The organism is Halomonas gemina, assembly GCF_023554995.1.
Classification (GTDB): Bacteria; Pseudomonadota; Gammaproteobacteria; order Pseudomonadales; family Halomonadaceae; genus Halomonas; species Halomonas gemina.
On the sequence record NZ_JAMJPK010000002.1, the window covers coordinates 487,292 to 513,358 of the forward strand.

Below are 26,067 nucleotides of genomic sequence, written 5' to 3' on the forward strand. Positions count from 1 at the left end.
AAATGAGTTCTCAGCGACTGATGGCCCTGGGCCTGCGCTTCTACGTGGTGGTGTTCTTCGCCTATCTCTTCCTGCCGCTGCTGGTGATGGCCGCGGCCACCTTCAACGACAGCCGCTTCCCCACCGTGACGCCCTGGGATGGCACCACCCTGAAGTGGTTCGGCGAGCTCGCCGCCGACGGCGGCATGTGGCAGGCACTTTCCAACAGTGCCATCGTCGCCGTGGGCGTGCTCTGCCTGGCGGTACCCATCGGCATTGCCACCGCACTGTTCCTCAACACGGTGCAGAGCCGCGCCAAGCCCTTCCTCTATGCGCTGATCCTTTCGCCTTTGCTCACCCCGGGGGTGATCATCGGCATCTCGACGCTGATCTTCTGGCGCCAGCTGGGGGTCGGCGGGGGCATCTTCCTCACCGTGCTCGGCCAGGCCACCTTCATCGCCGCCTACGTGATGCTGATGGTCACCGCGCGGCTGCAGCGCTTCGACCGCACCATGGAGCGCGCCGCCCTGGACCTGGGCGCCAGCCAGTGGCAGATGTTCCGGCGCATCCTGTTGCCCTACCTCCGCCCGGCTATCCTCTCGGCGGCGGTGATCGCCTTCCTGCAATCCTTCGAGAACTACAACACCTCACTGTTCGTGGTGGGCTACGACACCACCCTGACGGTCTACATCGCCTCCAAGGTGCGTACCGGCCTCACGCCGGCGGTCAACGCCCTGGGGCTGATCCTGATACTCGTCACCGTGCTGCTGGCCGTGGCCTACGAGGTCAAGCGGCGCCATGAGGCGGCGAGAAGCGTGAAGGGGGTGTGAACCCTGCGTTATGCTGGGGGCCTGGCAAGGGAGGGCCCATGGCTCACGACCACACGCATGACGGCGCACCTCACAGCGGGCAGGACAGCCAACGGCGGCTGTTCTGGGCGATCCTGCTCACCGGCGGTTTCATGGTCGCCGAGGTGGTGGGCGGCATCCTCTCCGGTTCGCTGGCGCTGCTGGCCGATGCCGGCCACATGCTCACCGACACCGCAGCCCTGGCGCTGGCCTGGTTTGCCGCGCGCATCAGCCGCCGCCCGGCGGACGCGAAGCGCAGCTTCGGCTATCACCGGGTGCAGATCCTGGCCGCCTTCGTCAACGGCCTGACGCTGATCGCCATCGTGGTGTGGATCGTCATCGAGGCGATCCGCCGGCTGCTCTCGCCGGTGGAGGTGATGGGCACCCCCATGCTGGCGATCGCTGCCCTGGGACTGCTGGTCAACCTGGTGGTGTTCGCCATCCTGCACTTCGGCGACCGCGACAATCTCAACATCCGCGGGGCCGCCCTGCACGTGCTGGGGGACCTGCTGGGTTCGGTGGCGGCCATCGTCGCGGCCCTGGTGATACTGGCCACCGGCTGGATGCCCATCGATCCACTGCTCTCGGTACTGGTGGCGATGCTGATCCTGCGCAGCGCCTGGAAGCTGACCCGGGAATCCGGCCATATCCTGCTGGAGGGCACCCCGGACGACCTGGACGCGGCGACCCTGCGACGCGAGATTCCCGAGGCGCTCGAGACGGTCTGCAACGTGCATCACGTGCATGTCTGGTCGCTGACGCCGGGGCGGCACCTGGTGTCGCTGCATGCGGCCATCGAGGAGGGCGAGGATCGCCAGGCCGCGCTGGTGGCGATCCGGGCCCTGCTGGTGGAGCGCTACGGCCTCGACCACGTCACCATCCAGCTTGAGAGCCGGCACCACTGCGTCGACGAGCCCAAGGAAGGCGCGGGCCGCCAGGGCTGAGCGCATGGCGGCCGTTCAGCCCGCCGCGCTGTAGAGCCCCATCACGCTGACCAGGATCAGCACGCCGCCGAGCACCCGGAAGTAGAGGTTGGTGCGGCTGGCGAGCATGTGCCGGTGGGTGCGCTCGCCCAGCAGGTGGCCGACCAGGGCACAGGGCAGCAGCCACAGCTGGTGGATGAGCTGCAGGTCGACCCCGGCGATCACGAAGGAGACCATCTTGATCAGCACCAGGATGAACCACAGCACGAAGAGGGTATCGCGCAGCTGGTGGGCGGCGACGTGGGTGGCGAACACTGCGACGATCAGCGGGGCGCCGATCAGCGAGGTGCCGCTGACGTAGCCGCCCAGCGCCAGCAGCAGGGCGTCCACCCAGCGGTTATGGCTGCGAAAGGGCTTGTCGAGCACGTAACCCACCGCATAGACCATCACGATCACGAAGATGATGCTGGTCATGACGTTGCCGGGCAGGGTTAGCAGGCCGACCACCCCGACCAGCTTGGGGATGATCATCACCTTGAGGGCGCGGCCCAGATAGCGCCAGTCGATATTGCCCTCGGCCGGCGCCTGGCCGCCGTTGTCGACCACCAGCTGACGGTGGCCGTTCCAGGCGATCCAGCTGGAGAAGATCAGCAGGTGAATGGCGATGATCGGCAGGAAGACCAGCGGCTCGTCGAGCACCAGCAGCAGGAAGGGCAGCGACAGCACGGCGCCGCCGAAGCCCAGGCTGGTGCGCACGAAGCCGCTCCAGACGAAGATCAGCCCGATCAGCACGAGCTGGGGGATCTCGAGGTCGGCCATCAGGAAGTTCCTTTCCGGTGTCGAAGTGTCATGGCGCCAGCGCCCCCCAGACGCCGGTGAGCACCTCCAGCGCCTCGGCGATCACCGCCTCCTCGCCGCGGTCGCGACGCCACACGAAGCTCAGCGCGCAGGGCAGGCGCACGCCTTCGGCGACCACCAGGCCGCGCTCCTGGCGCTCGGCCATGGCCAGGGCGTCGCGGGCCAGGCTGAGGCCCACGCCGGCGCGCACCAGGTCGAGCATGCAGGCCTCCTGGTCCACCTGGGCCACGCCGTTGGGCACGATGCCCAGCGGGTCGAGCACGCCATGCAAGAGGCGGTGATGGGCGGAATCTTCGGGCGTGGTGATCCACGGCAGGGTGGCGAGCCGGGGCCAGTCGGCGCCGGCCAGGCGGCTGCCCCAGCCGGCCGGGGCGATCACGTGGTAGTGGAAGTGGGTGAGCTCACGGTGGGCGATCTCCGGGAGGCCCGGGCCCTCGCCGGGCGGCGCCAGGAAGAAGCCCACGTCCAGCTCGCCGCGACGCACCCACTCCAGCACGCTGCCGCTCATGCCATGGTGCAGTTCGGTCTCGAGCTGCGGGGCGCGTTCCACCAGGCGCCGCAGGAAGGCCCCCAGGCGGATGAACTCCGGGTCGACGATGGTGCCGATCTTGAGTCGGCCACGCAGCGTGCTGTGCAGGGCCCGGGCGTTCTGCTCGAAGGCGGCCATGGCCGCCAGCGCCTTCTCGGCGGCAGGCAGCAGCGCGCGACCGTCGGCGGTGAGCTCCAGCCCTTGGGGGCGGCGCTGGAACAGTGTGAGGCCGAGGCCCGCCTGGAACTGCTTGAGCTTCAGGCTCACCGCGGGTTGGGTCAGGTGCAGCCGCTCGGCGGCGCGGGAGACGCTGCCTTCCCGGGCCACGGTGACGAAGGCCCGCAGGGTCTGGAGGTCCTGCATGGTCTCGCTCCTCGGTGTGGAGTGATATCAGCCGAACTTATACGCTGGTTTTGAATTACTCAATTGATTCGGGTGACGATGGGGCTAGTCTAGGCGCCAATGGGGTCGCTTCTGTCACTCCCCATCCCCGACAACGGACGTCCATCCCCGATTTCGACAACGACGAGACGAGGCCGCCATGAGCACAGCCAGCATCCAGCATTATATCAATGGGCAAATGTCAGCCGGCGAGTCCGGCCAGCACCAGGCCGTGACCAACCCGGCCACCGGCCAGGTGACCGGCCAGGTGGCCCTGGCCTCCCAGGCCGATGTGGCCACTGCCGTGGCCGCTGCCCAGGCCGCCTTCCCGGCCTGGGCCGATACCCCGCCGATCCGCCGTGCCCGGGTGATGTTCAAGTTCCTCCAGCTGCTCAATGAGCACAAGGATGAGCTGGCGCGTGCGATCACCCTGGAGCATGGCAAGGTGTTCACCGATGCCCAGGGCGAGGTGGCGCGCGGCATCGATATCGTCGAGTTCGCCTGCGGCATCCCGCAGCTGCTCAAGGGCGACTACACCGAACAGGTCGGCACCGGCATCGACAACTGGACCCTGCGCCAGCCGCTGGGCGTGGTCGCCGGCGTCACCCCGTTCAACTTCCCGGCCATGGTGCCGATGTGGATGTTCCCCGTCGCCATTGCCTGCGGCAACAGCTTCATCCTCAAGCCAAGCCCGCTCGACCCCAGCGCCTCGCTGCTGATCGCCGACCTGCTCGCCCGTGCCGGGCTGCCGGATGGCGTCTTCAACGTGGTGCAGGGCGACAAGGAGTCGGTGGAGGCGCTGCTCGACCATCCCGACGTCAAGGCGCTCTCCTTCGTCGGCTCCACGCCGATCGCCAACCTGATCTACGAGCGGGGTGCCCGCCATGGCAAGCGCGTCCAGGCCCTGGGCGGCGCCAAGAACCACATGGTGGTGATGCCCGATGCCGACCTCGACAAGGCCGTGGATGCGCTGATCGGCGCCGCCTACGGCAGTGCCGGCGAGCGCTGCATGGCGATCAGCGTGGCGGTGCTGGTGGGCGACGTGGCCGACGAGCTCGTGCCGCGGCTGGCCGAGCGTGCCCGCGCGCTCAAGGTCAAGAACGGCCTGGAGCTGGATGCCGAGATGGGCCCCATCGTCACCGCCCAGGCGCACCAGCGCATCACCGGCTACATCGAGAAGGGCGTGAGCGAGGGTGCCGAACTGGTCGTCGATGGCCGTGACTTCGATGCCGCCGCGACCGGCGACGAGTGCGCCGAGGGCTTCTGGATGGGCGGCTCGCTGTTCGACCACGTCACTCCGGAGATGACCATCTACAAGGAGGAGATCTTCGGCCCGGTGCTGGCCTGCGTGCGGGTGCCCGATATCGCCACCGCCATCCAGCTGATCAACGACCACGAGTTCGGCAATGGCGTGAGCTGCTTCACCGAGAGCGGCAGCGTGGCCCGCGAGTTCGGCCGCCGCATCCAGGTCGGCATGGTCGGCATCAACGTGCCGATCCCGGTGCCCATGGCCTGGCACGGCTTCGGTGGCTGGAAGCGCTCGCTGTTCGGCGACACCCACGCCTACGGCGAGGAGGGCGTGCGCTTCTACACCAAGCAGAAGTCGATCATGCAGCGCTGGTCCGACTCCATAGATGGCGGCTCCGAGTTCGCCATGCCGACGCACAAGTAATCCTTGCAACGAGGCTACGGAAAGCAGGGAAGACGAGTGTGAGAGGCGCCGAGGGGAGATCGAAGAGGAGGTCATTTGCCATGGATGGCAAATGTAGCGCCCAGGGATGGGTTCACAGCGCCTCCTCGTAGGTCTGCTCCTCGGAGTAGCCTCGAACGGGAATTAGCTGCCGTATTACAAGAGACGCGTTGCTGTTGGCCTATATCGCTGACGGCATGTCGAGAGAGCACGCCATGGCTGAGCAGGAATTCGACTATATCGTGGTGGGCGCCGGCACCGCCGGCTGCCTGCTGGCCAACCGCCTGAGCGCCGACCCGGCCAACCGGGTGCTGCTGATCGAGGCGGGCGGTCGCGACAACTACCACTGGATTCACATCCCGGTGGGCTACCTCTACTGCATCGACAACCCGCGTACCGACTGGTGCTTCCGCACCGAGGCCGACCCCGGGCTCAACGGCCGTTCGCTGATCTATCCCCGCGGCAAGACCCTGGGTGGCTGCTCCAGCATCAACGGCATGCTCTATATCCGCGGCCAGTCGCGCGACTACGACGGCTGGGCCGAGGCCACCGGTGACGATGCCTGGCGCTGGGAGAACTGCCTGCCCGACTTCGTTAAGCACGAGGATCACCATCGCCTGGATGCCGGCGGCGATGCCGACGGCGCCCACCGCGACTACCATGGCCACGGCGGCGAGTGGCGAGTGGAGAAGCAGCGGCTCAAGTGGCAGGTGCTCGACGACTTCGCCACCGCGGCCGTGGAGGCCGGCATCCCGCGGACGCGGGACTTCAACCGCGGCGACAACGAGGGGGTCGACTACTTCGAGGTGAACCAGCGCTCGGGCTGGCGCTGGAACACCTCCAAGGCCTTCCTGCGCGGGGCCGAGAAGCGCGACAACCTGACCCTGTGGCACTCCACCCAGGTGCTGGGGCTCGTATTTGAAGGAAATGGCGAGAAAGGCGAGGGCGGCCCGCCGCGCTGCACCGGGGTGCGCGTCGAACGCGGCGGGAAGCCGACGTCGGTGCAGGCCTCCCGCGAGGTTATCCTCTGTGCCGGCGCCATCGGTTCGCCGCAGCTGCTGCAGCTCTCCGGTATCGGTCCGGCCGAGCTGCTGCGCGAGCACGAGATCCCGGTGATCCATGAGCTGCCGGGGGTCGGCGAGAACCTGCAGGACCACCTGCAGATCCGCTCGGTGTATCGGGTGAAGGGCGCCAAGACCCTCAACACCATGGCCAACTCGCTGGTCGGCAAGGCGGGCATCGGGCTCGAGTACCTGCTTAAGCGCTCCGGCCCCATGAGCATGGCGCCCTCGCAACTGTGTGCCTTCACCCGCAGCTCCGATGACTACGCGCATCCCAACATCGAGTACCACGTCCAGCCGCTGAGCCTCGAGGCCTTCGGCCAGCCGCTGCACGACTACCCGGCGATCACGGCGAGCGTGTGCAACCTCAACCCGACCAGCCGCGGCACGGTGCGCATCAAGAGCGCCGACCCGCGCCAGGCGCCGGCCATCGCGCCTAACTACCTGAGCACCCCGGAGGATCGCCAGGTGGCGGCGGACTCGCTGCGGGTCACGCGGCGCATCGCCGAGCAGCCGGCCTTCGCGAGATATTCGCCCGAGGAGGTCAAGCCGGGGCTGGAGTACCAGAGCGACGATGACCTGGCCCGCCTGGCGGGGGATATCGGCACCACCATCTTCCACCCTGTGGGCACCACCAGGATGGGGCGCGACGATGACCCCATGGCGGTGGTGGACGCCCGCCTGCGGGTGCGCGGGGTGGCGGGGCTGCGCGTGGTGGATGCGGGCGTCATGCCTACCATCACCAGCGGCAATACCAACTCGCCGACGCTGATGATCGCCGAGAAGGCCGCCGGCTGGATCCTGGGCGGGGAGTAACGTCGCTATGATGCAGTGCAAATAGTGTTTGACCTGCGCCCGGCATCGGCGCACTATGCGCGCAGTAGGTTAGCAAGTGGAACATCGCAAGTGGTCATCGAAAGCTCATGGCGTCGATTTCCCGGTGAAAGTTTCTTGTTTTACCCACTGCAATTCGGGTATTTCCCGGCACAATCTAACGCTATTCGAGGAATTCGATCATGGCTACTGGTACCGTCAAGTGGTTCAACGACACTAAAGGTTTCGGCTTCATTTCTCCGGACGACAATGGTGACGACCTGTTCGCTCACTTCTCCGAGATCAAGGCTGAAGGCTTCAAGTCCCTGCAGGACGGTCAGAAGGTCTCCTTCGACGTCACCCAGGGCAAGAAAGGCCTCCAGGCTTCCAACATCCAGGTTATCGGCTGAACGTCGACCGACCTTGATGTGACTGCCTCACGGTAGTAGAGAAAGGCCCGCGAAAGCGGGCCTTTCTCGTTGTGGCGTCTTCGGATTATATATTCCAATAAAATATACATGGATTTCTAAAAATAACTTTTTAGAATAACCGGTGGCGGTCACAATGGGGCCTCGCCTACCCGTCACCGGATCTGCCCATGCCGCTGGATGCCTGGCTCTCTCTCGCCGTCGTCATCGCCGTCTTTCCGCTGATGGCCTTCTCGCGCGTGGGTCCCGACATCGTGCTGCTCGGGGCGGTGATCCTGCTGCTGACCCTGGGGGTGATCGAGCCCGGCCAGGCCCTGGCGGGCTTCTCCAGCACGGGCCTGTTCACCGTGGCCTTCATGTATGTGCTGGTGACCAGCATCCGCGAGACCGGCGGCATCGACCTGATCATCCGCCATGTGCTGGGACGCCCCCGCAGCGAGGGCCGGGCACTGGTACGCCTGCTGCTGCCGGTGGCCTCGCTGAGCGGCTTTCTCAATAATACCCCCGTGGTGGCGACCTTCATCCCGGCCGTGCTGAGCTGGAGCCGGCGCATCTCCGTGCCGGCGCATCGCCTGCTGATGCCGCTCAGTTTTGCCTCCATTCTCGGCGGCACCATCACCCTGTTCGGCACCAGTACCAACCTGGTCGTGCATGGCCTGCTGATCGATCGCGACCCGGCCCTGGCCATGGGGCTGTTCGACATCGCCTGGGTGGGCGTACCGGTGGCGGTGGTGGGCCTGGTCTACCTGGTCCTGCTGGGGCCGCGGCTGCTGCCGGCGCGGCGCGGGGCCGAGGCGGCCTTCGAGAACCCCCGCGAGTTCACCATCGAGATGGAGGTGGACGCCAACGGCCCGCTGGTCGATCGCACGGTGGAGGAGGCCGGGCTGCGCCACCTCCAGGAGCTGTTCCTGGTGGAGATCGAGCGCGAGGGCAACATCGTCAGCGTGGTGGGGCCGGGCGAGCGGCTCAAGGGCGGCGACCGGCTGGTGTTTGCCGGCACCAGCGAGGGGGCCGTGGAACTGCAGCAGATCCGCGGCCTGGTGCCGACGCGGCAGGGCGCGTCGAGTCTAGAGAAGGACTTCAAGGAGCGCCGCCTGGTGGAGGCGGTGGTCTCCGACCAGTGCCAGTTCATCGGCCGGCGCATCCGCGATGGTCACTTCCGGACCCTCTATGGGGCCGCGGTGCTGGCGGTGTGCCGCGGCGGCGAGCGGGTCGCCGGCAACCTTGGCCAGATCCGCCTGCAGCCCGCCGACGTGCTGCTGCTGGAGGCGCGCCCGCCCTTCATCGAGCGCCATCGGCAGTCGCGCGACTTCCTGCTGATCAGCAAGGTCAACGGCTCGGCCCGTCCGGTCCACGAGAAGGCCGGGCTGGCCTGGGGCATCCTGGCCGGGGTGGTGCTGCTGGCCACCCTGGGCGTGACGAGCATGATGAACGCCGCCATGCTGGGGGCGGCCCTGGCGCTGGGCACCGGCTGCTGCACGGTGGGGGCGGCCAAGCGGGGGCTGGACACCCAGGTACTGCTGACCATCGCCGCCTCCTTCGGGCTCGGCGCGGCGCTGGAAAGCTCGGGGGCGGCGGCCACCCTGGCCGATGTGGCCCTGGGGCTGGCCGATGGCAATCCCTGGCTGCTGCTGGGCGCAGTCTATGTGCTGGTGACCCTGCTGACCTCCCTGGTCACCAACAACGCCGCCGCGGTGATCACCTTTCCGGTGGTCATGGCCAGCGCCGAGAGCCTCGGCGTGAGCCCGATGCCCTATGTGGTCGTGGTAATGTTCGCCGCCTCGGCCAGCTTCCTGACGCCCATCGGCTACCAGACCAACCTGATGGTCTTCGGCCCCGGCGGCTACCGCTTCGCTGACTTCCTGCGCCTCGGCGGGCTTTTGAACCTGCTGACCGCCGCGGTGGCCCTGGCCCTGATCCCGCTGATCTGGCCCTTCTGAGCGCGCTCGCCGACGGGCGGCGTTTGCGGTAGGGTGTCGAACTTTGACCGACCCCTTGAGCGGCCCTGGAGACGATCCCATGAATCAACCCGGTGAACTGATCATCGAGCCGCGCAGCGGCAGACCCGCCGACGCCTGCGTCTTCATCCTCCACGGCCTCGGTGCCGACGGTAGCGACTTCGAGCCGCTGGTGCCGGCACTCCCGTTGCCCACCGATGATGCCGTGCGCTTCATCCTGCCCCATGCGCCACGCCTGCCGGTGACCATCAACGGCGGCATGGTCATGCCGGCCTGGTACGACATCAAGGAGATGAGTCTCGACCGCCAGATCGACGAGCCCCAGCTGATGGCCTCTGCCGCGCGCATCCAGGCGCTGGTGCGGGAACAGCTGGAGCAGGGTATCGACAGTCGTCGCATCATCCTGGCGGGCTTTTCCCAGGGCGGGGCCGTGGCCTATCAGGCGGCCCTCTCCTTCGAGGTGCCGCTGGGCGGCCTGCTGGCTCTCTCCACCTACTTCGCCACGGCCGACAGCATCGAGCTCTCCGACGCCAATCGCGGCCTGCCCATCGAGGTGCACCACGGCAGCTTCGACCCGGTGGTCCCCGAGTCGCTGGGCAAGGCCGGCTACGAGAAGGTCGAATCGCTGGGCTATCCGGCACACTATCGCTGCTATCCCATGGCCCACGCGCTCTGCCCGCAGCAGATCGGTGACATCGGCCGCTGGCTCGCCGAGCGGCTCGCCCGCTGAGCGGTGTCGTCCTCCCCATGACCGCGCGTGTCCCATGATGGCGACCACCTCTCCGGCCTTCGTGTGGCGGGCCTGCTGGCGCAGTGCACGCCCCAACTTCCTGGTGCTCTCGCCCCTCTGCGCAGGCCTGGCGGTGACCACCGCCTGGCAGGACGGTCATGCTCCCGCGGGGCTCACGATCCTGCTGGTGCTGCTCGCCGCCCTGCTGGCCCACGCCGCGGTGAACCTGTTCAACGAGCATCACGACTTCGTGAGCGGCCTGGATGCCACCACCACTCGCACGCCCTTCTCGGGCGGTAGCGGGTCACTGCCAGAGCACCCCGCGGCGGCGGGGGCGGTGCGCCACGCCGCCTTCGCCTGCCTGGCCGGGGTGCTGGCCATCGGCGCCTGGTGCCTGTGGCGCTCGGGCCCGGTAATGCTGCTCTACGGGCTGCTCGGCATGGCGCTGGTGGTGGCCTACACCGGCTGGCTGACTCGTCGCCCCTGGCTCTGTCTGGCGGCGCCGGGGGTCGGCTTCGGCACCCTGATGGTGGTGGGCGCCAATCAGGCGCTCACCGGGATGTTCTCCGCCACGGCCCTGGCCGCCTCGCTGGTGCCGACCCTGATGGTCAGTGCGCTGCTGCTGGCCAACCAGCTGCCGGATATCGAGCCCGACCGACGGGCCGGGCGACACCACCTGGCCATCGTGCTGGGGGTGGGGCGCGCGGCGCGCCTGGTGGCGGGCCTGGTGCTCGCCGCCTTCGCGGTGGTACCGCTGGCCTGGCTGGGCGGCTGGCTACCCGGCTGGGCCTGGCTGATGTGGCTGGCCGCCCCCGCGGCCCTCAAGCTCGCGGTCGGGCTCTGGCGACTGCCTGCCGACGTCTCGCCCGGTGACCCTGCGCCGCTGGTCCCGTTGCTGGGGCTGAATGTCGCCCTGCTGCTCGCCAGCCTGGCGCTGCTCAACCTCGGGCTCTGGCTGGCGGCCTGAGGCTTCGGCGAAGGTCGCCTCGACAGCCTCGTGAGGGCGGGGCAGGATGGCATGTCGTTATTCCGCATGCCGCCAGGACCCAGACCATGAGCACTTCCCCCTTCGCCAACCTGCCCGATGCCCAGGGCTATTTCGGCCGTTTCGGCGGCCAGCTGATTCCGCCCGAGCTCAAGGCGGTGATGGACGAGATCGACGCCGCCTACGAGGAGATCCGCGTCCGCGATGACTTCCGCACCGAGCTGGACGGCCTCTTCGCCGACTATGTGGGCCGGCCCAGCCCGATCTTCCATGCCCGGCGGCTCTCCGAGACGCTGGGCGGCGCCCAGATCCACCTCAAGCGCGAGGACCTTAACCACACCGGCGCACACAAGATCAACCACTGCCTGGGTGAGGCGCTGCTGGCCAGGTTCATGGGCAAGACCAAGGTGATCGCCGAGACCGGCGCCGGCCAGCACGGCGTGGCGCTGGCCACCGCCTGCGCCCTGGTGGGCATCCCCTGCGAGATCCACATGGGCCAGGTGGACATCGAGAAGGAGCATCCCAACGTCACCAAGATGAAGATCCTGGGGGCCACCCTGATCCCGGTGACCCGCGGCACGGCGACCCTCAAGGATGCCGTGGACAGCGCCTTCGAGGAGTACCTCAAGGACCCGCAGCACTTCATCTACGCCATCGGCTCGGTGGTGGGGCCGCACCCCTTCCCGAAGATGGTGCGCGACTTCCAGTCGATCATCGGCCGCGAGGCCCGCGGCCAGTTCCTCGAGCGCCACGGCCGGCTGCCCGACCACGTCACCGCCTGCGTGGGCGGCGGTTCGAACGCCATCGGCATGTTCTCCGCCTTCCTCGAGGACGAGGCTGTGCACCTGGTGGGCGTGGAGCCGGCCGGCGAGGGGCTCGATACCCCCCGCCACTCCGCCACCCTGACCCTGGGCAGACCCGGCGAGATCCACGGCATGGCCTGCTACGTGCTGGAGGACGCGGCGGGCCAGCCCATGCCGGTGCACTCCATCGCCTCGGGGCTCGACTATCCGGGCGTCGGGCCGCAGCACAGCTATCTCAAGGAGCTGGGGCGGGTGGACTACCAGAGCGCCACGGATGACGAGTGCCTGGAGGCCTTCCTGACGCTCTCCCGGGTCGAGGGCATCATCCCGGCGCTGGAGAGCGCCCACGCCGTGGCCTGGGCCATGCGCGTGGCGCCGACCCTGCCGGCCGACCAGCATATCCTGATCAACCTTTCCGGCCGTGGCGACAAGGATGCCGACTATGTGGCGGATCGGTTGAAGCTCTAGCCGGACCTCGGCAATTTTCGCTGTGTCATCGGCCATCCTGGGCTAGGGTAGGGGAGTCGGGGCGGAGTCCCCTTCTCAAACCGATGCGGGGATCCCCAGGGTGTGGGGCATGGCGCGAATCAGGGACAAGTGGCGAACATGGAGGGCGCACAGGGGGGAGCAGCCGCCGCTGGCCGAGGCGTTGCTGGACTGCTTCCCGGGCGTCGTCATTCTTACCGATGCCCACGGGGTCATCCTGCGGGTCAATCCGGGCTTCGAGGAGCATAGCGGCCATCCGGCCGAGACCCTGGTCGGTCGCCGCATCACTTGCCTGGATGTGGACCCGCTGTACGGCGACATCAGCCATGCCCTGGCGTATTGCGTCGCGCGCCGCCGCTCCTGGCGGGGCGTGCTGCTGTGTCGTCGGGCCGACGGTCGGCTGGTCCACCAGGATGGCGTCTTCCAGCCCCTGGACGCGGGACAGGGCCAGCCGCTGCGGCTGCTGGTGACGCTCCACGACATCACGGAGCTGCGCCAACGGGCCCTGCACGACCACGCCCTGCTGGAGCGTCTCCAGGGGACCCTCTCGCGGCTCCCCGGCGTGGTCTTCCAGCTTCGCCAGGACCCCCGGGGCGGGCTCGACTTCCTCTCTCTCAGCGAAGGGCTGCACTCGCTTGCGGGCCTGTCGTCGCGCTCGGTGATTGACCGCGCAGAAGCGCTACTGGAGCGGGTCCAGGCCGAGGACCGGGCCGCCCTGACCGCTTCCCTGGCCCAGTCGGCGGTGAGCCTGGAGCCCTGGCGGCTGGAGTTTCGCCTCGAGACGACCGACGACGTCCGCTGGCTCGAGGGCCGCGCAAGCCCCTCCCGCCGCCGCGACGGTACCACCCTGTGGGACGGCCTGCTGATCGACATCACGCCGCGCAAGCAGGAAGAGCAGTGCACCCAGCGCCTGGTCAGCACCGACATGCTCACCGGGGTGCTCAATCGCCGGGCCTTCTTCGACTACGGCGAGGCGGTGCGCGCCCACGCCGCCCGCCAGGGCCGCACGGTGCCCCTGGCGATGCTCGATATCGACCACTTCAAGCGCCTCAACGACACCCATGGCCATGCCGCCGGTGACCTGGCCCTGCAAACCTTCGCCATGACCTGCCGTGACTGCCTGCGCCCCTATGACCTATTCGCCCGCATCGGCGGCGAGGAGTTTGCCGTCATGCTGGTGGACACCTCGCCCGAGGAGGCCTGGGGCGTGCTCGACCGCCTGCGCGCCGCGGTGGAGTCGGTCGAGCTCGAGGTGGCGGATTCGTTGCTGCGGATCACGGTGAGCCTGGGGTTGGCGGTGCTGCCGCCGGAGGGCAGCCTGGATCTGGCGCTTTCCCAGGCCGACCAGGCGCTCTACCGTGCCAAGCATGAGGGGCGCAACCGACTGGCGGGATCACCGGGCTATCCCCGTATCGGCGAGGAGGCCCGCCGATAATAGGGCTCGCGACTGGAGAATCACGGGCGATATCGGCAGGATAGGTGCCATCCACCCTGCAACACGAGGAGTTTTGCCATGTCCCTGTCGGAAGATTTTCGCCTGCCGGTTGCTTGCCCCAGCTGCGGCAGCCACCTGATGCGGGTCTCCCAGGTGAAGAACCCCGATGACGAGGTTCACTGCGCCTCCTGCCATCGCTTCATCTGCCTCTGGCACGAGGCCCAGACGGTGCTCAAGAAGGGCCCCGGAAGCGAGAGCGAGGCGCTGATCGAGAAGGCCGTCAACCGCGCCGACCGCTGAGCCGGCGGTGTCGCTGTCGGGCGAACTCGTCCCGGCCGCTCTGCTGGTGATCCTGGCGGCGGCCTGTCTCCTCGACCGCCACCTGCGGCGTGCCTGCCTGGTCTTCATCGCCTTCGCGCTGCTGATGGCGCTGGCCTGGTGGCGGCTCGGTGCGCCCTGGCTGGCGCTGGTCGAGGCCGTGCTGGGCGCGCTGCTGACCGGCACGGCCCTGTTCCACGGCCTGGGCCATCTCGGTGCCCGGTCGCCGCTTCCCCTGCGTGACCATGCACGTCGTCCCCGCCACCAGGCCACGGCGCGCTGGCTGGCGGCCCTCGCCTGGCTGGCCCTGGCCGCTGCGGCCGTCTGGGGGCTGCTCGGTGGCGGTGAGCTCTCCGTTCCAAGTGAGGTGATGCGTCGTCCGCTGCTGGCCACGGGGCTGGCCATCATGGCGCTGGGCCTGTGGGCCTTTGCCCACCACCTCCACCTGCTGCGTCGCCTGCTGGCCTTCAACGTGCTGGGCTCCGGGGTCTTCCTGCTGCTGGCCGGCCTGGCCGGACCCACCGTCGAGGTCCAGGGATTGATCCTGGTGGGCCTGGTGGTGGCCCTGGTTGGCTCGGTGCTCGGCGCGGCGCTGCTACGGCGCCTGCACGCCCTGGATGGGCGGGTGAGCCTGGGCGGCGGGGCAGGGGATGACCGATGAGCGTGCCGCTGGACCCGTCCCTGTCCGTCGAGGCGGCGGTGCTGTGGCTGTCGCTGCTGGCCCCGCTGCCGCTGGGCCTGGTGGCGTGGCGCTTTCCGCCTCGGCGCATGCTGCCGGTACTGCTGGCCGGCGCACCGCTGCCGCTGGTGACCCTCTGGCTGCTGTCGCGCCTCGCGGTCGACGGTGGGCTCGAGGGCGCCTGGTCACTCGGTGGGCTGCTGCTCCACTGGCGCCTGGACGCCCTGGCGGGCCTGTTGTTGCTGTTGACTCAGCTGCTGCTGCTGGCCAGTGCGGCCTATGCGGTCGGGCACCGGCGAGCCATCGCGGTGGCCGAGCGCGATTTCGCCGGGTTCTGGCCGCTGCTGGGAGGCCTGGCCGCGGCGCTCGGCCTGATCTGGGTGGCCGCCGACCTGCTGACGCTCTATGCCGCGCTGGAACTGATGGGACTCTGCGCCGTGGGCATGATGCTGCTGCCCGGCACGGCACAGGCGTTGACGGCGGGCATGCGCTACCTGCTCTATGCCCTGGTGGGGTCGCTGGCCTGGCTGCTGGGGGTGGCGCTGCTGCTGGGCGCCTGGGGCCGGCTGGACCTGGCAGGGCTGGCGGCCGATGCCGAGCCGGGAGCGGTGACCGGCATCGCCATGGCGCTGCTGGCCGCGGGCCTGCTGCTCAAGGCGGCGATCTTCCCGCTGCATGGCTGGCTGGTGCCGGTGCACGCCAGCGCCTGGACGCCGGTGAGTGCCCTCCACGGGGCCCTGGTGGTCAAGGCCTCCTTCTTCATCCTGATGCAGCTGTGGCAGCGGCTGGTGCCGGAGGCGCTGGCTGCGGCCTGGCTGCTCGGGGGGCTCGGCAGCCTGGCGATACTCTGGGGCGGGCTGCAGGCCTGGCGGGCCAGCGAGCTCAAGCAGGTAGTGGCCTGGTCCACGGTGGGGCAGCTGGGCTACCTGATGCTGGCCTTCCCGCTGCTGGCTGGTACCTCGGCGGCGGTGGCGACCCTGGCCTGGCAGGCCACCTGGCTGCAGCTGGCCGGCCATGCCCTGGCCAAGGCCGCGATGTTCATGGCGGCCGGCAACCTGGTGCTCGCCGTCGGCCAGAGCCGCCTGGGCGACCTGGCGGGCACCAGCCGATGGTTGCCGCTTTCGCTGATGACCTTCGGCATCGCCGCCGTGACCCTGATGGGCCTGCCGCCCAGCGCTGGCTTCACCGCCAAGTGGCTGCTGCTGCAGGCGGCCATCCTCGCCGGGCAGTGGCCGTGGGTCGTCGTGCTGGTGGCCGGTACCCTGCTCACCGTCGCCTATGTGTTCCGGGTCTTGCGCTGTGCCCTGGTCGAGGATGCTCCCCGCCGCGAGGTTCGGCCAGTGCCCGGGGGGATGGACCTGATCGCCCTGATGCTGGCGCTGGCGGCGCTGGCGCTGGGGCTCGGTGCCGAGTGGCCGCTGGCATTGCTGCGTGAGGGAGGCCTGCCATGAGCGGCGGGCTGTTGCTTCTGGCGACGCTGGGTACGTCGCTGCTCACCGCGGTGCTGATCTTCCTGCTGCCGGAGCGGGCCTTCCGCGCGCGCACCGGCCTCAACCTCGGCGCGGCCCTGATCAAGCTGAGTCTGGTGGCCTGGATGGTCTGGGGGCTCAGTCGCGGCCGCGGGTACGCCGTGGAGTTTCCGGTGCTTGAGGGGCTGGCCTTCGTGCTGCGTGCCGACGCCCTGGGGATCATGTTCGCTGGGCTCTCCTCGCTGCTCTGGCTGTTCACCACCGTCTACGCCATCGGCTACCTGGAGGACTCGCCCAACCGCAAGCGCTTCTTCGGCTTCTTCAGCCTCTGCGTGGCCAGCACACTGGGCATCAGCCTGGCCGGCAACCTCTTTACCTTCCTGGTCTTCTACGAGTTGCTGACCCTCTCCACCTACCCACTGGTGGTACATCGCGGGACCTCGAAGGCGCTGGCGGCGGGCAAGGTCTACCTGCGCTTCACCCTGACCGCCGGGCTGGTGCTGATGATCGGCATGGTGGCGCTGCATGTCTTGGCCGGGGACATCCGCTTCGGCCAGCGCGAGATCCTCGCCGAGTTCGGCCCCGAGGATCGCCTCCTGCTGGTGGGGCTCTTCTGGGTTCTGATCGCCGGCTTCGGCGTCAAGGCGGCCCTGGTGCCGCTGCACGGCTGGCTGCCGCGCGCCATGGTGGCACCGGCGCCGGTCAGCGCCCTGCTGCACGCGGTGGCGGTGGTCAAGGCCGGCGCCTTCGGCATCGTGCGGCTGGTCTATGACGTCTACGGCATCGAGCTGAGCGCCGAGCTGGGACTGCTGTATGGCCTGGTGGCCGTAGCCTCGGTGACCATCCTCTTCGGCTCACTGCGTGCCCTGGCCCAGCAGGAGCTCAAGCCGCGGCTGGCCTACTCCACGGTGAGCCAGGTCGCCTACATCGTGCTCGGCATCGGCCTGTTCGGCCCGCTGGGCACCATCGCCGCGCTCTCGCACCTGCTGCATCAGGGGCTGATGAAGATCACCCTGTTCTTCTGCGCCGGCAACTATGCCGAGGAGCTCGGTATCCACCGCATCGACGAGCTCGATGGCGCCGGGCGGCGCATGCCGCTGACCAGCCTGGCCTTCAGCGTCGGGGCGCTGGGCATGATCGGCGTGCCGCCGGTGGTGGGTTTCCTGAGCAAGTGGTATCTGGGCACGGGGGCGATCCAGGCCGGCATGCCCTGGGTGATTGCCGTGCTGGTGGCCAGCAGCCTGCTCAACGCCGCCTACTTCCTGCCGATCCTCGGCCGGCTGTGGTTTCGCCCGGGACCCGATCACGGCGTGGGGGCGTGGCCCGAGGAGCGTTGCCTGGGCCGGCTGGAGACCCATGCCTGGCTGCTGGTGCCGACGCTGGCCACGGCGCTGTTCAGCCTGCTGGCCGGCATGCTGGCGGGCATGCCCTTCAGTCCGCTGGAGTGGGCGAGCCGGGTGGTCAACGCGGAGTATCTGCCATGAGCGATGCACTCTTTACCTTCGCGCTGCCGGCAGCGCTGCTCTGGCCGCTGCTGCTGATGCTGTGGGTACCGCTGATGGCAGCCCTGGCCGATCGCGGCCAGCCGCGCACCCCGCTGGATGGGCTCTGGTGCAGCGCGCCGCTGCCGGCCTTGGCGCTGGCCCTGGGCGTCGAAGAGAGGTCGCTGGCGCTCGACTGGTGGCTGCTCGGCGGGCATTGGGCGCTGGACGGTACGCGGGGCCCGCTGGTGGCTGTCACGGCACTGCTGTGGCTGTTGGCGGGGGTCTATGCCCGGGACTATCTAGCCGGCGAGCAGGCCAGGGCGGTGACCGGCGATGGCGCCGCCGAGGCCCGGCTGAGACGTTTCGCGCTGCTCTGGCCGCTGACGCTCTCCGGGAACCTGCTGCTGCTGGTCGCCGAGGACATCGCCAGCTTCTACCTGGGCTTCGCCGTGATGACCTTCGCCGCCTACGGCCTGGTGGTGCATGCGCAGACCCGGGATGCCCGCACCGGCGGCCTGGCCTACCTGGTGATGGCGGTGCTGGGCGAGGGCTTGATCCTGGCCGGGCTGCTATGGGGCGCGGGCAGTGCCGGCACCACCACGCTGGGCGGCCTGCGCGAGGGGATGCTCGAAGCGCCGGGTGGCGTCTGGATGGGCCTGCTGCTGTGGCTGGGCTTCGGGGTCAAGGCGGGGGTGGTGGGGCTGCACCTCTGGTTGCCCCTGGCCCACCCGGTGGCACCGACGCCGGCCAGCGCGGTGCTCAGTGGGGCCATGATCAAGGCGGGCCTGGTCGGCTGGCTTGTCACCCTGCCGCTGGGGGAAACGGCCGCCGGCGAGGCCTTCGCCTGGTTGGGGCGGGCCATGCTGGTGGCCGGCCTGGCGGCCGCCATCGGGGCGGCCCTCTACGGGGTCTGCCAGCGTCACCCCAAGGCGGTGCTGGCCTACTCCAGCGTCAGCCAGATGGGCATGGTCACCGTGCTGGTGGCCATGGGCCTGGTCGCCCCGGCGCTGTGGCCGGCGCTGTCGGCAGCGGTAGTGCTGTTCGCCGCCCATCACGCCCTGACCAAGGGGGCGCTGTTCCTCGGGGTGGGCATCGGCGAGCACCCGCCGCGCCTGCCGGCCTGGCTGCTCTGGACCCTGCTGGCGCTGCCGGCGCTGTCGCTCACCGGCGCCCTGGCCTCGGGGCTGGCCGGCAAGTGGGCCTTCAAGGCGGTGCTCGACGACGGCGGCTACAAGGTGGTGGTGACCTGGCTCTCCCTGGCGGCGGTGGGCACCACCGCGCTGATGGCCCGCACCCTGTGGTGCCAGTGGCAGGGCGAGCGACAGGCGCGTGAGGACGGCCTGGCGCCGCTGGTATCGCCCATGCCGCTGGCCTGGCTGGGGGCCCTGCTGGCCGCGCTGACGCTGCCCTGGTGGCTGGGCGGAGAGCTCGTCGACCGGGGCTGGCCACCGCTGGCTAAGCTCCCCGGGCTGCTGTGGCCGTTGGCCCTGGGCCTCGCGGTCTCGGTCATGGCCTGGGCCGTGGCGCGTCGTCGACCGCCGAGGGCCAGTTGGCGGTTGCCGCCCGGGGATCTCTGGTGGCCACTGGTGAGTGGCGGGCAGCGGCTGCGTGTCTGGGGGCAGGGGAGCCTGGCCCGGCTCGGCAGCGCTCAGCACGCCTGGGTGGCCTGGTGGGTGGCACGCGAGCGCGACGCCATCCGGGCGCTGGACGGCATGACCCGCGGCGAGGGGTGGTTGCGCCACCATGCGGCGGTGCTGATGATCGGCGTGGCCGTGGGGCTGGCCCTGCTGATGCTGTTCGGCATGGCCTCTATTGGCCCGGCCTGACCGTCGGCACGAGGCTCGGGTCAGGCCGGGGCGGGAGGATCAAGGGGTCAGAGCAGCTCCTCGCCGGCCAGGGCCAGGCGCGAGCGCTCCACGCTCTTGAGGGTCACGTGGCCGGCATGGGGCCAGTCGCGGAAGTGCTGGACCACCGCCGCCATGCCACAGGTGTTGGCGGTCAGATATGGCGTGTCGATCTGACCGACGTTGCCCAGGCAGACGATCTTGGTGTTGCGCCCGGCTCGGGTGATCAAGGACTTGAGCTGCTTGGGGGTGAAGTTCTGCGCCTCATCGATGATCAGGAAGGTGTCATTCAGTGTGCGCCCGCGCATGAAGCCCGGGGCGCGGATCTGCACCCGCGAGCCGAGCAGCTGGCGGGTGGCGTCCTGGTTCCAGGTGCTGCTGCCGTCGTGCTCGTCGCGCAGCAGGTTGTCCATGTTGTCGTGGAAGGCCCCCATCCAGGGTGACATCTTCTCCTCCTCGGTGCCCGGAAGGAAGCCGATGTCCTCGCTCATCGTGATGGGGGCCCGGGTGAAGACGATGCGCTCGAAGCGCTTGGTATCCAGGGTCTGCTGGAAGGCCGCGGCCAGGGTCATGAAGGTCTTGCCGGTGCCCGCGCTGCCGGCGATGGTCACCAGGTCGATGTCGTCGTCCATCAGCAGGTTGAGGGTGAAGTTCTGCCGGCTGTCGTGGGCGTGGACCCCCCAGACGCTGGTGCCGTGCCGGTAGTTGGTGAGCAGCTCGAGGTGGGCATGCTTGGGGCCCGACTCGCGCACGATGGCCTCGAAGCTGGCGCCGTTGTCGCTGTCGGAGACCAGCATGCCCAGGTGCCACTCGCGGGGGATGTCGCCGGCCAGGCGGTAGACGACCCTGTGATCCCGGCGCTCGACCTTGACGTCCACCGCCAGGCTGTCCCAGAGTCCGCTGCCGTCGTGGCCGGCATCGGGATAGATGCGGGCGCCATCGATCATGGCGTCGCTGTCGTCGAAGGCGCGATCGGTGAGGTAGTCCTCCACCGGCACCCCCAGCGCGGCCGCCTTGACCCGCAGGTTGATGTCCTTGGTGACGAGTATCACCGAGGCATCCGGTCGCTCGTCGCGCAGCCGGCAGGTCTCGGCCAGCAGGCGATTGTCGGGGCTCTCCTCCAGCGGATCCAGCGGTTTCAGGTCGGTGTAGCAGAGCAGGCGCAGGCGGCCCTCGGGGCCGGTGAGTCGGGGAATGGGAATGCCGTCGCGGATCTGGTCGATATCGACGTTGGCGGTGAGGTCGGACAGGGTGCGGCTGACCTGGCGGGCGGTGCGGGCGATCTCGCGGATGCCGTTCTTGTGCTTGTCGAGCTCCTCGAGCACGGTCATGGGGATGACCACCTCGTGCTCGTCGAACTGGTAGAGGGCGGCAGGGTCGTGGATCAGGACATTGGTGTCCAGCACGTAGAGCCGGGTGGCCTTCTTGTCGATGCGTACCATCGGCGCAGTTCTCCTTGTCGTCATAGTGTCGACACTGCCGGCGCACGATGTCAGCGACGTGACAGCAGCCCCGCGGTGTCGTCCCGCTCGGTATGACGTTCACCTCCTTTGCTGTGGCCCTGCCTGGTTGGATGCCTGTCGGATGGCGAGGTGCCCTCCTGCTTGGAGCATGGACGGTGCCCGGGCATGCTGCAAAGCAATATTGCGGCGCACACTCAACGCTGACTCATCGAGTCGCCTCGATCTCCTGGTAGAGGCCTTCCACGTCCAGGGTGGAGCGCTGGCCCAGGTCATCGAAGTGCTCGGTGAGCCAGGCCTCGGTGGTCGCCCGCCCCAGCTCATGCAGGTGGCAGAGGAAGGCCCATTCGGCATTCAGCTTGCTGGAGACGGAGAGGTGCGAGAGGGGCTCGTCGCCGCTCAGGTGGTGGAGCCGGGCATTCCGGTAGCAGCCGATGTCGATGTCATGCTCGCCGAGCAGTTTCTGCAGCATCACGATCATGCGGACCTCCTTGATCAGCGCGGCGTTGAAGGTGATCTCGTTGAGGCGGTTCAGGATGTCCGCGGCGCTGGTCGGCACCTCCTGGCGATGCATGGGGGTGATCTGCACCACCAGGATGTCGCCCGCCGTGCAGTCGTGCAGCAATGGCGAGAGCGAGGGATTGCCCATGTAGCCGCCGTCCCAGTAGGCCTCGCCGTCGATCTCCACCGCCTGGAAGACGGTGGGCAGACAGGCCGAGGCCATCACCGCATCGAGGCTCATCTCCTCGCGGTTAAAGATTCGCTGCTTGCCGCTGCGCACATTGGTGGCGGTGACGAAGAGCTTGAGCTCCTCGCAGGCCCGGACCCGCTCGAAATCGACCCGTTCGGCGACGATCTGGCGCAGCGGATTGAAGTTGAAGGGATTGAAGTGGTAGGGCGAGACCAGCCGGCTCATCAGGTCCAGGGCGATGTAGCCGGGGGAATGGTCGAGGCTCCAGTTGCCGGTGAGCACGTCCAGCGGGGTGCGGCGTACGGGGCTCGCCATGCCCGCCCGGCTGACGGCCCGCCAGAAGTCACGCAGGGCCGCGCGGGCGGTGGACTCGTCGCCACGGGTCAGGGCATCGGCCATCACCACGCCGTTCATGGCGCCGGCACTGGTCCCGCTGATGCCCTCGATCTCGATCCGCTCGTCCTCCAACAGGTGGTCCATCACGCCCCAGGTGAAGGCGCCGTGGGCGCCGCCACCCTGCAGCGCCAGGTCGATCCGTCGTCTCTCGCTCATCTTCGCTCCTAGGCTCGTTGCAGCCCGCCCAGGCCGCCGCTGCAGTGCATCAACTCCAGCATAACGGCAGCAATGGGGAGCGGCCAGCCGACTGCCGGTCGGTCTGGTGTTTTTTCGATGGCTGACTGTAACGCTGCCGAGTCACATCTCGTGAGACCAGTAATCCTCTGTTTCTGATAAGAATGTACGCTACGCCAGGCTTTATTAGCGATTAAGTGTTTCATGAATGAATCACTAACCGTTCAGTTACAAAGTTCAGCGGCAATGTTTCCGCTGGTTTGGAAGTGTCTGGCATTTATAAATTTTCTGTTTTTACAGTCTATTACATACAGGGTTTTCTGAACTGGCATGGATCATGCCTCTTGGTTGGTGACTGCGAGCAGGATGCGTCATTCAAGGGTCCAGAATTGAACATTAGGGACGATGGCGCAGGTTCGCAGGCTGCAGCAGACACAACACATGGAGACATGATCATGAAAAAGTATCTCGTAATTGCAGGTACCCCTCTGCTGGCGATGGTGATGGCCATCTCCACGGCGCATGCCAACCCGAGCGCTGGTTATGCCGACGACGTTGACCAGGACGTGGATTCCAAGGCCATGGCGACCGGCGGCAATAGCGGCAACGCCGATGGTGGCAATGGCTATGGCAAAGCCCACGGTGGCAACGTCTATGCCAATATCGACGGAGACTTCGACGAGAGCTCCGACGACAACCAGCTTACCAGCGGGAATGGCACTGGCGGTGCCGCTACCGGAACTGGTACGGGTGGAGCCGGGGGCACTACCGGGCGTGGTGGTGATGCCTGGGCCATGAGCGAGTCCTACAACACCTCCACCAACGTCATTTCAATGCAGGAGATGAGCTCCAAAGTCAGTGGCGCTCACATCCACATCAATGGCGGCTATGGCGCCGCCGGGGCTGAAGGCGGTGCCGGTGGTGAAGCCTATGCTGGCAGCTATGGCAAGGGTATCGGCGGCGCAGGCGGCGAAGGCGATGGCGGCGATGGCGGCCTCGCTGAAGCTGATGGTGGCTATGGCGATGATGGTGGCAATGGCAAGGGCTACGGCAAGGGCTATGGCAAAGGCTATGGCGAAGGTGGTGACGCCGATGCCACCAACGACGATACCGATGCCCAGGGTGGCACTGCTCAAGGCTATGCATCGGTGACTGCCGATGACTTCGACGACGACAACGCTAACACGGCCACCAACGGTGATAGCACCAATGGTGACGCCAACGCCAGCTCCGCAGTGGCGGGGGGAACCGCTGGTAACGGTTCCGGTTCTGGTTCCGGCAACGGTTCCGGCTCGGGTACCGGCGGTGACGGCGGTGACGGTGGCCTGGCCACGGCAGCCGGTGGTAACGGCGGCGCCGGTAACGGCGGCGGCGGCGGCGGCGGTCAAGGTACCGGCGGTGCTGCAACCGCGATGGCCGGTAACGGCGGTAACGGCGGCAACGGCGGTAACGGCGGGGCTGCAAGCCTGGCCACCGGCGCGGCCAACGTGGCCGTGGCGGCCGGGGTGTTCGGTGGTATCAACAACATGAACGTATCCACCGGCCTCTACAACTCCCAGGTGGCTGGCACCAACGTCGCGGCTCACAGCAACGTGAGCATCGGCAACTGATGATCCAGGGCGCATGATGCGCTCTTAAGACCCGGGAGCTGGTGGGGGCAACTTCACCGGCTCCCTTGATGAACTGCCACAACGGATCGGATACCGGGAGTCAAGGCCATGAAGGTGTCATCAGTCAGTTCAACTCTAACAAGATTGCCTCATCCACAGCTGAAGTTGATGGGTATCGCTTTCTCCGTGGTGCTCATCACGCTAGGGGCGTCGCAGAGCCAGGCAGAGGATCGCCACTTGCCCAAGGCGGAAGGCTTTGCCGCGATGGAAGGGATGGACATGGAGGCGATGGGCAAGGCTCGGGCCAGGGAGGGGGAGGCAATCGTCAACTTCAATTCGGTAAAGAGCGTCCAGAACATGAAGGCCTCAGTGACGGATACCTCCTTTGATATCGGGGGAGATATGACTTCGGGCAATATCAGCTTTGCCCCTGATGCGCTGGGAAGCTATAGCGGTACGGGAATCTTCAGCGCCGTGACCGGCAACGGGAATTCCATCAACAATGCGGTGGGCATCAGCGTGTTTATTTCCAACTGAGCCTTGATCGGGTCTACATACACGATTTTCCAGCCAAGGGAAGACTTGCCATGAAACTGACCAGGCAACTCTGCTGTGGCATGGCGTCACTCGTTCTCATAGGGAGCACTGTGGCAGCCCATGCCGGCCAGGTGGCCATTGCCAATCGTTTCGGCAGCTTTCAGGTCGAGGCCAAGAGCCTACAGGAAAAGAGCTGGGACAGGGTGGTCAGGCAGCAGTACGACTTCAGCTGCGGTTCTGCATCCGTCGCGACCCTGCTGACCTTCCACTATCAGCGTGAGACCACCGAGGCAGAGGTCTTCGAGAGCATGATCCGTGCCGGGGATGCCGAACAGATCCAGCGTCATGGCTTTTCCATGTTGGACATGAAGCGATACCTGGATGCCCAGGGGCTCAACGCCGATGGATTTAGGATCAGCCTGGATGACTTCATTCGAATCGGGGTGCCTGCCATTACCATGGTGGACACCGGGGGCTACAAGCATTTCGTCGTCGTCAAGGGCATCGATGACGACAATATCCTGGTGGGCGATCCCGCGGCAGGTACCCAGGTAGTGCCGAGAGAGCACTTCGAGTCCCTGTGGAACGGCACGGTTCTGGGGGCGCGCGAGGAGATCGAGATTGCCCGTAACCACTTCAACCATGAGCAGGACTGGGCCGTACGCCCGGATTCACCGCTGTCAAGAGGCGTGAATCGCTCCAGCATCGGTGCCAGTTTGCTCACCCTGCCCGCCAGAAATGAGATGGGCCGGTGATGAGGAGATATGACGATGCCATCTCGAGCCAGGATGATGCGTAGGCAAGGTGGGGTGCGATGGATCGGCGCACTGCTGGTGCTGGTAACTGCCGGAACTCAGGCGGCCTCCGTGGCAGAATACGACGCACCGCTCAATGGCCAATGGGTACAGTACGTGAGCGCTCAGGAACCAGCGAGGCTCTATCCGCCGGTGTCGTTACCGTCTTCGACGAGGGATGACTTCCATCGAGGGGAGGTCATCGCCGAGGCGGAACTCGATCAGATGCGGGCGGGCTTCAATATCGGTGGACTCGACGTGGATTTCGGGGCGAGACTGCAGACGATGATCGACAACAGTATCGAACTGGTGTCGGTGGTGAACTTCACGAAAGCGGGTGCCGATATCGTCTCGCAGACATTCCGCGATCCCACACGTTCAGCTAGTCAGGTAGGGCCCGGTACCGGGCTGTCTGTTACCGACATGACCCCCGGTAGCGTCGATCTCTCGGGACTGGCGGACTTTTCCGGTGTTGCCTTGAACGATACCAAGGGCTTCACGGCAGCCCTGCAGAATATCACGCGCAACGCCATTGTCAGTGGCGTGGTGAGCAATGCCTCAGGGCGGGATATCCAACAGCGGATCGATATCGATGTTCGGCTCAATAATGTTGGTGCTCTGAAAGCAGCCAAGCTGCGCGCATCTATTGTTGACTCTTTCTCGGGTATCCTGCGTTGATATAAATCAGCCATTTTCATGCTTTT

The 26,067-nt window shown here is 67.4% G+C and carries 23 protein-coding genes; 19 read left to right on the top strand and 4 right to left on the bottom strand.

Features of this window, described 5'->3' with window-relative positions; translation table 11 throughout:
• The first annotated feature begins 2 nt into the window (after positions 1-2).
• Both M8009_RS06350 and M8009_RS06355 read left to right on the top strand, forming a co-directional pair.
• Entirely contained in the window at positions 3-809 is an 807-nt protein-coding gene (locus M8009_RS06350) for an ABC transporter permease (protein ID WP_250059977.1), read from the top strand.
• A gap of 38 nt (positions 810-847) precedes the next feature.
• On the top strand, positions 848-1,771 hold the full coding sequence (locus M8009_RS06355; protein WP_250059978.1) for a cation diffusion facilitator family transporter: 924 nt from the start codon (positions 848-850) through the stop codon (positions 1,769-1,771).
• A 15-nt stretch (positions 1,772-1,786) separates the two neighbouring features.
• On the opposite strand, the gene M8009_RS06360 is transcribed toward M8009_RS06355, so the two are convergent.
• Positions 1,787-2,569, bottom strand: a complete 783-nt coding sequence (locus M8009_RS06360) for a sulfite exporter TauE/SafE family protein (protein ID WP_250059979.1) — start codon at positions 2,567-2,569, stop codon at positions 1,787-1,789.
• Between the two features lie 28 nt (positions 2,570-2,597).
• Entirely contained in the window at positions 2,598-3,500 is a 903-nt protein-coding gene (locus M8009_RS06365) for a LysR family transcriptional regulator (RefSeq protein WP_250059980.1), read from the bottom strand.
• A 178-nt stretch (positions 3,501-3,678) separates the two neighbouring features.
• Between M8009_RS06365 and M8009_RS06370 the strand changes: the two genes are divergently transcribed.
• From M8009_RS06370 to M8009_RS06430, 13 genes are all read left to right on the top strand, one after another.
• Positions 3,679-5,190, top strand: coding sequence for a CoA-acylating methylmalonate-semialdehyde dehydrogenase (locus tag M8009_RS06370; protein WP_250059981.1), 1,512 nt, complete (start codon positions 3,679-3,681; stop codon positions 5,188-5,190).
• Between the two features lie 233 nt (positions 5,191-5,423).
• Entirely contained in the window at positions 5,424-7,085 is a 1,662-nt protein-coding gene (locus tag M8009_RS06375) for a GMC family oxidoreductase (RefSeq protein WP_250059982.1), read from the top strand.
• A gap of 200 nt (positions 7,086-7,285) precedes the next feature.
• The gene (locus M8009_RS06380) at positions 7,286-7,492 is read left to right on the top strand and encodes a cold-shock protein (protein ID WP_040185674.1); all 207 of its coding nucleotides are present in this window, start codon (positions 7,286-7,288) and stop codon (positions 7,490-7,492) included.
• Between the two features lie 188 nt (positions 7,493-7,680).
• Positions 7,681-9,450 (top strand): SLC13 family permease, encoded by a 1,770-nt coding sequence (locus tag M8009_RS06385; protein WP_250059983.1) that lies wholly within the window; start codon positions 7,681-7,683, stop codon positions 9,448-9,450.
• 79 nt (positions 9,451-9,529) lie between these two features.
• Positions 9,530-10,198 carry an alpha/beta hydrolase gene (locus tag M8009_RS06390; RefSeq protein WP_250059984.1) on the top strand — a complete coding sequence of 223 codons (669 nt, stop codon included), beginning with the start codon at positions 9,530-9,532 and terminating at the stop codon, positions 10,196-10,198.
• A 34-nt stretch (positions 10,199-10,232) separates the two neighbouring features.
• Positions 10,233-11,165 carry a prenyltransferase gene (locus M8009_RS06395; RefSeq protein WP_250059985.1) on the top strand — a complete coding sequence of 311 codons (933 nt, stop codon included), beginning with the start codon at positions 10,233-10,235 and terminating at the stop codon, positions 11,163-11,165.
• An 86-nt stretch (positions 11,166-11,251) separates the two neighbouring features.
• Positions 11,252-12,454: a tryptophan synthase subunit beta gene (gene trpB, locus M8009_RS06400; RefSeq protein WP_250059986.1), complete on the top strand. Its 1,203-nt coding sequence runs from the start codon at positions 11,252-11,254 to the stop codon at positions 12,452-12,454.
• A 109-nt stretch (positions 12,455-12,563) separates the two neighbouring features.
• Positions 12,564-13,907: a GGDEF domain-containing protein gene (locus M8009_RS06405; protein WP_250059987.1), complete on the top strand. Its 1,344-nt coding sequence runs from the start codon at positions 12,564-12,566 to the stop codon at positions 13,905-13,907.
• A 78-nt stretch (positions 13,908-13,985) separates the two neighbouring features.
• A complete protein-coding gene (locus tag M8009_RS06410) occupies positions 13,986-14,207 on the top strand; it encodes a hypothetical protein (protein ID WP_250059988.1) in 222 nt (73 codons plus the stop codon).
• A 7-nt stretch (positions 14,208-14,214) separates the two neighbouring features.
• Positions 14,215-14,886, top strand: a complete 672-nt coding sequence (locus tag M8009_RS06415; protein WP_250059989.1) for a hydrogenase subunit MbhD domain-containing protein — start codon at positions 14,215-14,217, stop codon at positions 14,884-14,886.
• Entirely contained in the window at positions 14,883-16,355 is a 1,473-nt protein-coding gene (locus M8009_RS06420; protein WP_250059990.1) for a complex I subunit 5 family protein, read from the top strand. Before M8009_RS06415 ends, M8009_RS06420 begins: the two co-directional genes overlap by 4 nt.
• Positions 16,352-17,857, top strand: a complete 1,506-nt coding sequence (locus M8009_RS06425; protein ID WP_250059991.1) for a proton-conducting transporter transmembrane domain-containing protein — start codon at positions 16,352-16,354, stop codon at positions 17,855-17,857. Before M8009_RS06420 ends, M8009_RS06425 begins: the two co-directional genes overlap by 4 nt.
• On the top strand, positions 17,854-19,683 hold the full coding sequence (locus M8009_RS06430; protein ID WP_250059992.1) for a complex I subunit 5 family protein: 1,830 nt from the start codon (positions 17,854-17,856) through the stop codon (positions 19,681-19,683). Before M8009_RS06425 ends, M8009_RS06430 begins: the two co-directional genes overlap by 4 nt.
• 47 nt (positions 19,684-19,730) lie before the next feature.
• Here the strand turns inward: M8009_RS06430 and M8009_RS06435 are convergent, their stop codons facing one another.
• A complete protein-coding gene (locus tag M8009_RS06435) occupies positions 19,731-21,143 on the bottom strand; it encodes a PhoH family protein (RefSeq protein ID WP_250059993.1) in 1,413 nt (470 codons plus the stop codon).
• 226 nt (positions 21,144-21,369) lie between these two features.
• A complete protein-coding gene (locus M8009_RS06440) occupies positions 21,370-22,404 on the bottom strand; it encodes a patatin-like phospholipase family protein (RefSeq protein WP_250059994.1) in 1,035 nt (344 codons plus the stop codon).
• A gap of 473 nt (positions 22,405-22,877) precedes the next feature.
• On the opposite strand from M8009_RS06440, the gene M8009_RS06445 reads away from it, so the two are divergent.
• The 4 genes from M8009_RS06445 to M8009_RS06460 all read left to right on the top strand — a co-directional run bounded on the left by M8009_RS06445 (position 22,878) and on the right by M8009_RS06460 (position 26,041).
• Positions 22,878-24,032: a hypothetical protein gene (locus M8009_RS06445; RefSeq protein WP_250060063.1), complete on the top strand. Its 1,155-nt coding sequence runs from the start codon at positions 22,878-22,880 to the stop codon at positions 24,030-24,032.
• Between the two features lie 108 nt (positions 24,033-24,140).
• Positions 24,141-24,569 (top strand): hypothetical protein, encoded by a 429-nt coding sequence (locus M8009_RS06450; protein ID WP_250059995.1) that lies wholly within the window; start codon positions 24,141-24,143, stop codon positions 24,567-24,569.
• A gap of 110 nt (positions 24,570-24,679) precedes the next feature.
• Positions 24,680-25,324: a C39 family peptidase gene (locus M8009_RS06455; protein ID WP_250059996.1), complete on the top strand. Its 645-nt coding sequence runs from the start codon at positions 24,680-24,682 to the stop codon at positions 25,322-25,324.
• Between the two features lie 15 nt (positions 25,325-25,339).
• On the top strand, positions 25,340-26,041 hold the full coding sequence (locus tag M8009_RS06460) for a hypothetical protein (protein WP_250059997.1): 702 nt from the start codon (positions 25,340-25,342) through the stop codon (positions 26,039-26,041).
• The last annotated feature ends 26 nt before the right edge of the window (positions 26,042-26,067 follow it).